7 protein-coding genes are annotated in these 12,822 nt (G+C 66.2%); 2 read left to right on the top strand and 5 right to left on the bottom strand.

All coding sequences use genetic code 11. The annotated features are described in order from the left end of the window. Window positions 1–30 precede the first annotated feature (30 nt). From AC3WN8_RS03865 to AC3WN8_RS03845, 5 genes are all read right to left on the bottom strand, one after another. On the bottom strand, window positions 31–1,443 hold the full coding sequence (locus tag AC3WN8_RS03865) for a CapA family protein (protein WP_492668066.1): 1,413 nt from the start codon (window positions 1,441–1,443) through the stop codon (window positions 31–33). A 98-nt stretch (window positions 1,444–1,541) separates the two neighbouring features. After that, window positions 1,542–2,561, bottom strand: coding sequence for an alpha/beta hydrolase (locus AC3WN8_RS03860; RefSeq protein WP_492668216.1), 1,020 nt, complete (start codon window positions 2,559–2,561; stop codon window positions 1,542–1,544). A 57-nt stretch (window positions 2,562–2,618) separates the two neighbouring features. Further along, window positions 2,619–5,900 carry a TonB-dependent receptor gene (locus AC3WN8_RS03855; RefSeq protein ID WP_492668065.1) on the bottom strand — a complete coding sequence of 1,094 codons (3,282 nt, stop codon included), beginning with the start codon at window positions 5,898–5,900 and terminating at the stop codon, window positions 2,619–2,621. Between the two features lie 75 nt (window positions 5,901–5,975). Beyond that, window positions 5,976–6,953, bottom strand: coding sequence for a FecR family protein (locus AC3WN8_RS03850; protein WP_492668064.1), 978 nt, complete (start codon window positions 6,951–6,953; stop codon window positions 5,976–5,978). Next, the gene (locus AC3WN8_RS03845) at window positions 6,950–7,492 is read right to left on the bottom strand and encodes an RNA polymerase sigma factor (RefSeq protein WP_492668063.1); all 543 of its coding nucleotides are present in this window, start codon (window positions 7,490–7,492) and stop codon (window positions 6,950–6,952) included. The genes AC3WN8_RS03850 and AC3WN8_RS03845 overlap by 4 nt, the downstream gene beginning before the upstream one ends. A 312-nt stretch (window positions 7,493–7,804) precedes the next feature. Here AC3WN8_RS03845 and AC3WN8_RS03840 point away from each other — a divergent pair, with 312 nt between their 5' ends. Next, entirely contained in the window at window positions 7,805–10,444 is a 2,640-nt protein-coding gene (locus AC3WN8_RS03840) for a winged helix-turn-helix domain-containing protein (RefSeq protein WP_492668062.1), read from the top strand. A gap of 150 nt (window positions 10,445–10,594) precedes the next feature. Further along, window positions 10,595–12,820 (top strand): TonB-dependent receptor, encoded by a 2,226-nt coding sequence (locus AC3WN8_RS03835; protein ID WP_492668061.1) that lies wholly within the window; start codon window positions 10,595–10,597, stop codon window positions 12,818–12,820. Window positions 12,821–12,822: the final 2 nt, after the last annotated feature.

The raw sequence follows: 12,822 nt of genomic DNA, 5'->3' as shown, positions 1-12,822 counted from the left end.
CCCATTTCCCCTCTTGTGACGTGTCGGACGTCAGTCCGCGCTCAGGCGGATCAGGCCCACGCCGTTCTCGATCGCGATCTTCGTGCCATAGTCGGCGGACAGGCGCTGGAGCCGCTCCAGGATCCTTTGGCCGATCTTCTTGCTGGCGGTCCTGGGCACGCCGCGCGCCGCGCCGGTCAAATCGACGCCCAGGTCGATCGGATAGAGCCGGACTTCGCTCGCCTTGCCGCGCGCATAGCCGATCTTCGCGACCACGGCCTCGTAGAAGCGCGGATCGGCGAAGCTGCGCGTGTTGCGCGACTGCAGCAATTCGGGAACCGTGGTGCCGACCGGGTCGACGCCGAACTGGTCGAACACGTCGGCCGGCAACTGGTCGAGCGAATTGTTCATCATCGCGAAGTTGCCGAGTGAGTAGAAGATCACCTTGCCCTTATAGATCTCGATCCCGCGCAGCTGGTGCGGGCCGTGGCCGACGACGACGTCCGCGCCGCTGTCGATCATCTTGCGCGCCATCGGCTGCGCGAAATCGGCGGGTGCCTCGCTCTCGTTGTTCGGCTCGTGATTGTGGAGCGAGAAGATGGCGAGATTGCCGTTCTGATGCGCCTGGCGCACCGCCGTCATGTTCGCCTGCTGGTCGCGCTCGTTGATCTCGTAGCTATAGCTCAGCTTTGCCGGCGCACCGTCCCGCGCGATGTAGCGATTGCCCATCAGCGTCACCGGCTTGGCCGGATCGGTGCCCGCGATCGTGGCGAGCACGCGCAGATGGTCGGGCGAGACCAGGCCGCTGCGGATCGTGCGGATCGCGTTCACGCCCGGCCGCCCCGGCACTTCGCCCAGAGGATCGGATGCGCGCGACATCGGTGTGAAGCTGGTGGCGGCGGCGACCAGCCCGATGCGGCCATGCGCGGTATCGAGATAGCGCGGCGCGCGCGCGGCGGTCATGCTGGCGCCGGTGCCCGCATGGACCAGCTTCGCGGCGTCGAGATGGTCGAGTGTTTCGGCCAGCCCCTCCGCGCCCCAGTCGGTGGCGTGATTGTTGGCATGGCTCAGGATATCGAAGCCCATCGCCGCCACGTCGCGAACCGTCTCCGGCGCGGCGAACAGCCAGGTGCCGCCCGATTCCGCCTGGGGGCTGCCCTTGAAGCGCGTCAGGTCGATCGCCGTTGTCTCGAAATTGCCGAACGTGACATCGGCGCCCCGCAATATCTGAAGAATATCGGGGGCCTGGCGTTCGAGCGTCGCCAGCATCGGGCGCAGATAGATGATGTCGCCGGCCAGCGCGAGCGTGAAGCCGTCGGCGATCGGTGCGGCGGGGACGGGTGTCGGCACCAGCGGTGCGGAGGGCTGCTGCGCGGTCACGGGCGTCGCCAGGGCAGCCAGCAGGATCGCCGCAACGGCAGGACGGCCCGACACGATGCCGGCCGACGGCAGATATTTTCTCATCAATGCACCCCGTTGGCGACCGCTGACTCGGCCCGAGGGGAAACTGCAATCCTGATTGGAAAATATCAACTCGAATCAAGGGCATTTCGGGTCGACGTTCAGCGCTGGAACGCGAATTCCACTGCACGGCCGATGGCGGGCCAGACCGAGATGCCATGGCCCTGATCGGCAAAGAGCGCGAAATCGTCGACCTCATAGCCCGCGGCACCCTTCACCGACTGGAGCCGCGCGGACAGGTCGCGTGCATTGCCGACCATATTGGCGCGCGCGATCGCCGCGTTTCGTGCGGGAATATCGGCGGGCGGCAACGCCCTTGGTAGGCTGCTTTCATTGCCGCCCATGGTGATCAGTATCCGGGGCGTCGCCTTGCCGGCCTTTACCGCCGCGACGAAGCCGGCTTCCCCGGCGAGCACCGAACGGTTGTTCCACCAGATCGACGGGCTGGCGATGATGAAGCTGCGATAGGCCCCGGGGGTGGTGAACAGCGCGCGCAGCACCGCGAGGCCGCCGAGTGAATGGCCGAACAGCGCCTGGTTCGACGTGTCGATCGTCGTCATTGTGGCGATGCGCGGTTTCACGTCGACCTCGATCGTCTTGAGCAACTGATCGAGCCCGCCGACATCGCCGGATGCGTAGGGCGCGGGACCGGACCCCGCCTGCGCCGCAATCTCCGCATCGGTGACGGGCAGGGTCAGATCGTACATCCGCTCGCGGACGCGGGCACGGCTGACGGGATCAAGTGCCGCCTGCGCGGTCGATGGCGGGCCATGGCGGGTGTCGGACTCCGCGCCGAATTCGGGACTGTTGGGATAGCCGATGCCGACAACGACCACGTCGGTGGCGTTGCCGTTGATCCGCACCGCTTCGGCAGTGCTGCCGAAATAGCTGTTGCCGTCGAAGATATAGAGGACGCGATACCCCTTGGGCGGGGCCGGGCGAAACGGCAGCGCGACATTGATCCGGTAACGATGCCCGTTCACCGATGAGACGAAATCGATCGCGCGGCTGTTGGGGATGGCCACTTCGGCGGGTTGCGGTGGGGATGGTGATGGCGCCTGGGCGACCGCCGTCGCATGCCAGACGGTCGCGATCAGGATCAGTTTCGCCCACTTCATCATTGTCACTGCCATTCTCACCGAAAAAAGGGGGAAGGCATCGACGCCTTCCCAACGGGATCAAAAATTGATTTTGGCGCCCGCATAGAAACTGCGGCCGAAGATATCGTAGACCGAGCCGGCGCTCGGCGTCTGGCCGGTGAGCGAATAGGGCGCCTGGCGGTCCGCGATATTGTTGACGCCGCCATAGAGGCTGAACCGGTCGTTCACTTCAAAAGCGACGCTGACATTGTGGTAGAACACATCCGGATACCATTTCACCGGATAGACGTCGGCGTTCAGGGCGGGCTGGCCCGCATAGGCATGCTGGGTCTCGTAGCTGGCGAGCGTCATCTTGCCGACATATTGCATCTGATAGCCCAGCTTGAACGGCCCGATGGCATAGTCGGCGATCAGCAGTCCCGCCCATTGCGGATCGCCGAGCTCGCTGAGCTGGCGGTTCGGCCGGCCGGGCTCGTTGACGAAAGTGTAGTTGTCGAGCTTCAGCACATGGGTGGCGAGCATCTTCAGCGAGAGGCGATGGCCGTTCTCGAAGCGATGCACATAGTTCAGTTCAAAATCCAGGCCGCGCGTCTTCTGCTTGGCGAAGTTGAGCGGGGAGACGCGGATACCGTCCGGAACCGAGAATCTGCCGTCGGACTGCCGCTTCACCAGCTTGCAATAGGCATTGTCCAATGTCGCGGCGTCGTAGCAATTATAGAGAATGTCCTGCGCGCCGACGCCGGCGAGCAAGTCGTCGACCTTGATGTCGTAATAGTCGACGGTGAGCGAAAGGCCCGGCACGAACCGCGGCTGGAGCACGACGCCCACGGTCAGCGACTTGGCGGTTTCGACCTTGAGATCCGGATTGCCCGCGCTGATCGCGGGGCTGGGCTGGCGCCGCGCCAGATCGTTGACGAAATTGTCGGGAAGGCCGGCCGCCTTGCAGTTGATGGCGCGGGTGCTGCTGCCCGAATTGACATAGAGTATGTCGCAGGGATCCTGCACGGTCTGATAGGCCGTGCGCACCGGCGCATAGAGATTGGCCAGTGTCGGGGCACGAACCGATTGCGAGTAATTGACGCGCAGCCGGATGTCGGCGACCGGCGCATATATGGCGCCGAGATTATAAGCGAAGACGGTACCGGCGCTACTGTCATAGTCGGATATCCGGCCGGAGGCCGAGACCGTCAGCTGCTTCGCGAAGCGCGTGTTGCGGAGCAGCGGGAAGGACAATTCCCCGAACACTTCCTTCACCGCAAGCGCGGGCGGATCGAAGTCCGGTCCGCCGACGCCGAAGAATTGCAGCTGCTTTGCGGGGCCGTCATAGGCGGTGAACGCGGTTTCGCGCCGATATTCGCCGCCCAGCACGAAATCGACCGGTCCGCCGGGCAGTTCGAACAGCTGCGACAGATCTCCGGCGACATAGGCGGTCACGTCGAATTGACCGGTCCTGATCCTGCGGCCCGTCGTCTCGGTGACATAGTCGAGCGCGGCCGCGCTCGCGACGCCGCGTCCGAACAGGTTGAGCGGGGCGCAGGCCGGATCGTCGTTGGCGGTATTGCCGTCGGCGTTGACGGCGCAGACGATCTGTCCGGATGCGTTGGTGACGGCGTTCAGCGCCCTGAAGAGATTGGGGATATAGAGGCTGTCGGCAAAGACGGCGGAACCGCGAAACGCGCCGTAATTCGCCGCCACCTCATAATGCCAGTCGCCGTTGAAATCGCCTTCGACGCCGGCGACGACCCGATAGACGTCGCGCTGGCTGGACTCGCTCCGCTGCCCGATATCGATGTTGAAGCGCTGCACCGCGAAGGTCCCGGTCGCCGCGTTGGAGCAGAGGCCGATCGCCTGCATGGTCGACAGATTCTGCGACGACAGGAACGGGTTGTTGCAACGCAGGTCATAGGGCGCGGCATCGCCGGCAAAGCCGCCGAGCGACGCGATCAGCGACCCGCTGAAGAAGCTGGGCTGGGTCGCCGAACTGCCCGTGGTGTGGACATATTTGGCTTCGATGAAGGGCTTGAACGCGTCCGATACGTCGAAATGCGCAAGCAGGTTCGCCGAATAGCGGTTCTGGCCGGAGGCGATATTGCCGTTATTGATCTCCGTGGCGCCATAGCCGCCGATGGTCGCATTGCTGCCGCCGCCGTTCAGGTCGCGAAAATCGACGGTCGGATTGTTGACGGCAAGCGATCCGTCCGGTCGGAACATATAATATTGGGCATAGCCGTTCGCGGTGCATCGCGCGCGATTTGCGCGATCCGCCGTCCCGCAGACGGCCGTCAACGTACCGCCCGCCGAACTGACCGTGCGCAATCCGTGAAAGAAGCCGCCATCGGCGATGCCGTCGCCGGCGGCCGGTTCGCCGACGGTCGAATCGACGAGCGCCCAGCCGCTATAGCCGTCATAATAGCCGGTCAGGCCGGGGCGATCCTGGGCGCGCAGCACGTCGGTATGCGCATATTCGAGCGACAGCGCGATATTGCCGCGGCCGTCGGCGAAATTCTGGCCACCGGTCAGCGCGGCATAGTAGCTGCCACGATCGCCGCGGCTGGTGTTGCCCACCCGCACATTCGCCTTGAGCCCTTCGAACTTGCGCTTGATCACGAAGTTGACGACGCCGGCAACCGCATCGGAGCCGTAGATCGCCGAATTCCCGCCGGTGACGATGTCGATCCGATCGAGCAATTCCATCGGAATGGTGTTGATGTCGACCGATGTGTCGCCGGGAATCGAGCTGACATGGCGGCGACCGTTGACCAGCGTCAGGGTGCGGACCAGGCCGAGGCCGCGCAGGTCGAGGCCATTGACGCCGGCCGTGCCGGGCACGGAGCCCGTCCATGCATTGTTCTGATTGAGCGTGGATCGCAACGCCGGGAGCCGGTCGAGCGCGTCGCCGAGCGTCAGGCTGCCTGCCGAGGGAAGCTCCTCGGCGGTCAGCGACGTCACCGGCGCCGGCGCTTCCACGCCTTTCTGGACGATGCGCGAACCAGTGACGACGATCGGATCGTGCGTCTGCGCATCCTCGTCGCCATCGGGGCCGCCCACTGCCGCCGAGATCGGCGTTTCGGGAATGATCGCATAGGTTTGCGGACCGGTCATCCGGGCGCGCAATCCGGTGCCCGCGAGCAACCGCTCGAGCGCCTGCGCCGCCGTCATCGTGCCGCGCACGGGATTGGTGCGTTTGCCCCGCGTATCCTTGCGCGCCGAGATCAGCTGGATATCGGCTTGTCGACCCAGCGCCTGGAGCCCCTCGGTCGCCGGCTGGGCCGGCACGTCGAAGGTGCGTGTCTGCGCGATGGCTGGCGTCGCGATCGTGATGGCTGCGATCGCGGTCGCGATCATGAGGCCGTGTCTCATTTCAGTCTCTTCCCCCGAACGGCGCGCCTTGTGCGCGCCTGTCGATGGGTTGAGTCGGCGACCGTCCCATTTCCTTCACGGAACCGTCAAATTTCCGCTCGACGCCCGGCCCAGGCGGATTTCGCCGGGGTTCGACAGGTCGACCGGCACGTCGAGCAAGCCTTGGATGGCTATGGCGAACCCCTCCGGATCGTTTGTCCGGAACATCCCGTCCACCTGCTGGCGCGCGAGATCGGCATCGGCGATCACCAGCCGCCGTGCATTGTAGCGGTTGAACTCCGCCACCGCCTGGTCGATCGTGGTGCCGACCAGGTCGATCTTGCCGCTGCGCCATGCAAGCGGCCGATCGATCGCGTTGCCCCCGGCGATGTCGACGACCGGGCTGCCGTCGCGAACGAAGCCGCCAAAGCCCGCGGCGATCCGCCTGCGCACCTGTTCCGAGCCGTCCACCCAGGCCTCCACCACACCCTCGGTGACGATGATATCGACGCCCTCGGCGCGGCGCCGCACCGAAAAGGCGGTGCCCACCGCGCGGACGCGGACATTGCCCGCCTCGACCACAAAGGGCCGGGCGCGATCCTTCGCCACCTGGAACCAGGCTTCACCGCGCTCGATCGCCACGCGCCGTGTCGTGTCGGTCATGGCGATGTCGAGCGTGCTGGCGGTGTTGATCGCGACCGCCGATCCGTCCTCCAGCGGCAGGCGCCTGATTTCGCCCAGTGCGGTGTCGTATCGGGCCGGCCTGCGGAGAAACACGAACATCCCCGCGGCCGACGCCGCGATTGCCGCGCCGCCGCCGGCGAGCAATCCACGCCGGCTCCAGCGCCGCGTTTCGGGCGCGATGTCGGCGGGGGCGGGGGCAAGCGCATTCTCCGCGGAGATCCAGGCCGCCTGTGCCTGGAGCAGCGCGCCTTCGCGCCGCGGATCGCTGCGCATCCAGCGCTCCAGCGCATCCTCGTCCGCCTCGCTCCAGTCGCCCCGGTCCATCCGCGCGACCCAGCCGGCGGCTTCCTCTGCGATTTCGGTCGCGCTCGGGCGTGTCGTGCCCGTCATGTCCGCTTCTCCTTGCCGGCTCTTCCGGTTCTTCCGGCCGTCGGGGCTTCCGCAGCGCTTCCGATCGCCGACCATGACTGGACGATGGCGCGGACGCCCCGATGGACCAGATTCTCCACCGTGCCTTCGCTGACGCCCAGTTCCGCCGCGATCTCGCGTTGGGAAAGGCCCTCGATCCGGCGGAGCTCGATCGCGCGGCGCGTGCGTTCGGGCAGCGCCGCCATCATCGCGTGCAGCCGGGCATAATCGATCCGGGCGCCGACCTCGCGTTCGGGGCCGGCGGCCGGGTCGACCACGGCCTCGATCTCGGCGATCGTCTCGAACTGGACGACGGGCATCTGGCGCAGCCGCCGCACCAGCAGGTTGCGGACCATCGAGAAGAAATAGGCGCCGGGTTGCGTGATGTGATCGACCGCGTCGAGCGCGGAGAGCCTGCAATAGGCCTCCTGCACCAGATCGTCGGCCTCCGCGTCGGACACATGGGCGCGGCGCAGCCAGGCGCGCACGCCCGCTTCGTGCGGCAGCACCGATCGTGCCACCCACGTCGCCCGCACGTGCCGCGCTTCCGTCCGGTGCCCGCTCGTCCCCAGTCCTTCCCGTGTCGCCGGACGGCCCGATGCCGTCGTCATTCCTCCCCTTGAGTCGGTCGTGCGGCATTTCCTTCAACGGCGCGCGAAAAATCTTTCGGGAAGCCGACGGGGCATTGCCCGGTGGCGCCATGTCGGCGAGTTTCGCCCGCTTCCCCTTCGATCGCGATCGCGTTAGCTTCCGCCGCGCACAGCATGGCCAGAACCAGACCCGATACCATCCGATCCGAACCAGAGCCGCCAACGGCTCCGCCGGTGGGGAAAATGCGCCCACCGCGCCAGCGCATCGTCGCGTCGGTGCGCGAGGCGTTGCTGGGGGAGCTCGACGCGGCGCTGGGTGCCTTGCTTACCATCGCCCAGTCGCCCGCCGGCTTTGGCAAGACGACGTTGCTGGGGCAGTGGTTCGAACGGTTGCGCGGCCGCGACGGGATCAAGGTCGCCTGGCTCAGCCTCGACGAGGATGATGGCGAGGTCACGCGCTTCCTGGCCGATCTTGCGCTTGCGCTCCAGGCGGCGGGGGTGCCGGTGGAGCCCGGTGCGACCAGCCAGGCGCCATCGTTCAGCGAAGCCGCCTATCGCCGTGACGCGCTGCGTACTGCGATCGAGCGTGAACCCGGCACCACCGTCATCATCCTCGACGATTATCATCGCGTGCGCTCCGCCGAGGTCGACGAGACCGTCAATCAGCTGATCCGCGGGGTCGCGTCGGGGCTGCATATCGTGATCAGCACGCGCGACCGGCCCGACATCCGCGTCGCCGACCTGGAGGCGCAGGGCCTGGTCGCAGCCGTCGACGCGACGATGCTCGCGCTCACCATCGACGAAGCGGCGACGATCTTCGAAGGGCAGCTCGACGTCGACGATCTCGCGACGATCCATGCGCGGACCGAGGGCTGGGCCGTCGCGCTGCAACTGGCGAAACTCTGGCTCGATCGCGACCGCAGCCGCGGCAGCCGGATCGGTGCCTTTGCCGGGCATAGCGATGCGATCGGGCGCTATCTGCTCGAACAGGTGCTGGGCGATCTGGAACCCGCGCTCCAGGATTTCCTGGTCGAGACCTCGATCCTCGACAGTTTCGACGCCGATGCCGCCAATGCGATCCGCGGCCGCGACGACAGCCGCCAGGCATTGGCCGAACTCGCACGGTTCGAAGCGCTGCTGATCCCGCTCGACGCGGCACGGCGCTGGTTTCGCTATCACCATCTGTTCGGAGACTTTCTGCGTGAGCGGCTGCAGCATGATATGGCGCGCGCGACCGCACTGCATCGGCGTGCCGCCGCGCGCTTCGCCGATGCCGGAGACACGCTCCAGGCGGTCAAGCATGCGCAGCGCGGCGGCGATCTGCGCGCCGCCATCGATCTGGTCGGCCGGGCCGGCGGGTGGGAGATCGTGCTGCATCAGGGCATCGGCTTCGCGCGCGGGCTGATGGCGCTGTTCGATCCGGCCGAGATCGATCGCGAACCGGCGCTGCTGCGCGTCCATGGCTATCTTTTGCTCAAATATGGCGAGGTCGACGAAGCGCGGCGCTGCATCGATCGCGCACGGGCGCTGGCCGCCGGCCAGGGCGACGAACATGGCGCGCGCGACGATGTCATTCTGGGCGCGCTGCTGCGCACCTATGCCGATGAAGTGCATGATGCCGACTGGATGCCCGCGCTGGGCTCGCAGATCGCGCATCTGACGCCGCACGACCATCTCGGTCGCGCGACGCTGCATGCGGCGGTCGCGGTGGGTGCGCTTGGCGCGGGCGATTTCCCGCTGGCGGAACGCGCCAGCGATGCGGGCATCAAGGCGATGGAGACCGCCGGCTCCGCCCTGGGCGCGACCTATTGCCAGTTCCATCTGGCGCAGAGCCATTTCTATCGCGGCGATATCGAGACGGCTGAGGCGGCGTTCCGCGCCGCGCTGGTCACCGCCGAGGAGAATTACGGATCGGACCGCGCGCTCAAGGCGGTCGGCAACAGCCTGCTCGCGCATGTCCTTTATTGGCGTGGTGCGCTCGACGAGGCGCGAAGGCGCGTCGAATCCGCTATCGACGCATTGGAAGCGCATGACAGCTGGCTCGACATATTGTCGGTCGCCTGTTTCACCGCGGTCTCGCTGGCGGTCGACCGCGGCGCCGTGGACGAACTCGCGACGCTGCTCGACCGGACTGAGGCGATGGCGCGTGCGCGGGGGCTGCCCCAGCTTTCCGCGCTGGCCGACGCGTGGCGGCTCGAGGCGCATGTCGCGTGCGGGGATATGGAGGTCGCCGCGCGCTTCGCGGCGGATCGTCAGCTCGATGCCATTGTCCGCCGCGCTGACGATCCGGGCGAGTGGCGCACGCGCACGACAGCGGGCATCGCGCTTGCCCAGCTTCATCTGCGCAGCGGGCAGGCATCGAAGGCGCTGCAGATACTCAAGCCGCTGCGCGATGCCGCAGCGCGTCAGCGGCGGGCGCTCGATGTGGCGCGGATCGATACGCTGCTCGCCTGCACCGCACGTCTGCGCGGCGATACGCCGGCGATGATGGCGAGCATCGTCGGCGCGCTCGATTATGCCGCCGCGCGCGGCGTGCCCCGCGTCGTGACCGGCGTCGTGATCGAGATCGACCCGATGCTCAACGCGGTGCTGCGCGCCGGCGGCACGACGCTTCCCGATCCGCTTCGCGTATATGCCCGGCGCCTGCGCCAGTCGCTGCCCGTTCAGCAGTCCGCGACCGGGGAGTCATTGTCGAGCCGCGAACTCGCCGTGCTCGGGCAATTGTGCGTCGGGCGCTCGAACAAGGATATCGGTCGCCAGCTCGACCTGTCCGAGAACACCGTGAAATTCCACCTGAAGCGCGTTTATGAAAAGCTCGGCGCGCATTCGCGTTCGGCCGCGGTTTCCGCGGCGATCCAGCGGGGCCTCATCCGCATCGATTGATCGCGGCGACTACCCGTTCGGGTAGGTGAAGGCGCCGCGTCGCGACTGACCACCCGTCCTGATCTCCGTCGCCCGGGCATTGCGCATTGCGCCGGGACCGCATTGCCACGCAGTTTGCAGTCGACACAAAAACAGGGGGGAAGCCACGACATGGCACGACGGACACTCGCTTATCTTCTCGGCGGAACGATGCTGATCGGCGGCACGACGCCCGCGCTCGCGCAGTCCGAGGCATCCGCGCAGGACGCGCAGGCGACGGAGGATCGCGGCGGCGATATCGTCATCACCGCGCGCTATCGCGAGGAACGGCTGCAGGACGTGCCGATCGCGGTCACCGCATTCAGCGAGCAGCAGATCACCGATGCGCGGATCGACCAGGTCGGCGATTTCATCGGCCTGACCCCCAATGTCACCATCGCCCAGTCCGAAAGCTCGGGGCTCAGCGCGATCTCGATCCGCGGCATCACCCAGGTCCGCAATTCGGAGGCGCCGGTCGCGGTCGTCGTCGACGGCGTGCTGCAGAACAATCCGCGCCAGTTCGCGCAGGAATTGTTCGATGTCGAACGGATCGAGGTGCTGCGCGGGCCGCAGGGCGCGCTGTACGGTCGCAACGCGACGGGCGGGGCGATCATCGTCACCACCCGCCAGCCGCGCAACGATTTCGAGGGCCATGTCCGCGCCGGCTATGCGACCGGCAAGGAATATCTGCTCGAAGGATCGGCGAGCGGCGCGATCGTCCCCGATAAATTGCTGTTCCGGTTGGGCGGTCGCTATGTCGATCGCGAAGGCTATTTCCAGAACATCACGGTCGGCAAGAAGCAGGATCCCTATCGCGATTTGTCGATCAGCGGATTGCTGCGCTGGGAACCCGGCGCCGGAGTGACCGTCGATTTGCGCGGTTCCCTGTCGCGCACGCGCGGCGGCGCGCTCGGCTTCCGCTATCAGCCGGCGAACCTCGCGGCCGACGGCAAGTCGCTCAACGCAGCCAATCCGTTCGATTTCAGCCGGGCCGATGCCAATCTGGTCGATCGGACCTTTTATTCGACCAATATCGGCCGCGACGTGCGCGACATCGACGACATCTCGCTCAAGGTCGATGTCGATCTCGACTTCGCGACCCTGACCGCGATCTCCGCCTATAACCGGCTGGAGGAATTCGTCGCCGGCGATCAGGTGCCCTATACCGCGTCGCGCAACATTTTCGGGCTGGACGGCACCCAGACCCAATATATCGACATCACCGCCTTGAGCCAGGAAGTGCGGCTGACGTCGAAGTTGAGCACGGGGCTGCGCTGGATGATCGGCGCCTATATCCTCGATTCCGACCGCTTCGTCTCGACCACCACAGGCTTCGACAGCGGGACGGGCATAGAGCGTGTCGAACATGGCCCGCGGCCGGCGGGCGGGAGCAATCCGACGCTGAGCTTCTTCGGCGACGACAATGACAACCGCAACTATGCCGGTTTCGGCAACATCGCCTATGACATCGTCTCGGGGCTCGAGCTCAACCTGGCGCTGCGTTACGACAAGGAGACGCGTCGCCAGACCGTCTCGCGGTTCAACACGGGTGGGGTGCCGGGCGCGATCAACCGCGCGAGCTTCGACAAATGGCAGCCGCGCGCGTCGCTTTCCTATCGGCCGACCGACGATATCAACCTCTACGCCACCTATGGTGTCGGTTTTCGTTCCGGCCAGTTCAACCAGAACGGCACTGCCGCCGCGGCGCTGGCCGCCGGCCTTGCCGGCGTGTCCGACCGTGTACCGCAGGAAAACACCCGCTCATTCGAAGCCGGCGCGAAGCTGCAATTCGCCAATGGCCGGATCCGGCTGGACGGCGCCGCCTTCGACACCCGCGTCACCAACCAGCAATATTTCGTCTTCATCGGCGCGATCGGCGCGCAGGTGCTGGTGCCGATCGATCGTGTCCGCCTGACCGGCTTCGAGATGCTGGCGACCGCCAATCTCAAGGGCGGCCTCTCGGCTTATGCGGGCTTCGGCTATACCGACAGCGAGATCCAGCGTTATGCGGTGACCCCTGCCGATATCGGCAACCGGGCACCCTATGTGCCCAAGACCACGATCAATCTCGGGGCGCAATATCGCACGCCGATCACCGATTGGCTCGGCCTGTTCGCGCGCGCCGATTATCGCCGGCTCGGCAAGCAATATTGGGATCCCGAGAACACCACCGCGCGCTCGAATGTGAGCCTGGCGGACTTCCGGCTCGGCGTCGAGGATCCGGGCGGCAAATGGACGCTGACGGGTTCGGTCGAGAACGCTTTCGACCGCGTCTATAATTCCGAATATGTCCTGGGCGGCTTTTCCCATGCCGCGGCGCCGCGGGTGTGGCGCCTCGACCTGCGCTATAATTTCTGAGA

Source organism: Sphingobium sp. FW305-3-2-15-F-TSA7 (assembly GCF_058787155.1).
Note: the sequence above shows the minus strand (reverse complement) of the source record. Positions and strands in the feature narration are given on the sequence as shown.

What these genes read in the sequence shown, in the direction of transcription:
- AC3WN8_RS03865 (WP_492668066.1), bottom strand. Translation starts at nt 1,443, where the DNA reads ATGAGAAAATATCTGCCGTCGGCCGGCATCGTGTCGGGCCGTCCTGCC.
- AC3WN8_RS03860 (WP_492668216.1), bottom strand. Translation starts at nt 2,561, where the DNA reads ATGATGAAGTGGGCGAAACTGATCCTGATCGCGACCGTCTGGCATGCG.
- AC3WN8_RS03855 (WP_492668065.1), bottom strand. Translation starts at nt 5,900, where the DNA reads ATGAGACACGGCCTCATGATCGCGACCGCGATCGCAGCCATCACGATC.
- AC3WN8_RS03850 (WP_492668064.1), bottom strand. Translation starts at nt 6,953, where the DNA reads ATGACGGGCACGACACGCCCGAGCGCGACCGAAATCGCAGAGGAAGCC.
- AC3WN8_RS03840 (WP_492668062.1), top strand. Translation starts at nt 7,805, where the DNA reads ATGCGCCCACCGCGCCAGCGCATCGTCGCGTCGGTGCGCGAGGCGTTG.
- AC3WN8_RS03835 (WP_492668061.1), top strand. Translation starts at nt 10,595, where the DNA reads ATGGCACGACGGACACTCGCTTATCTTCTCGGCGGAACGATGCTGATC.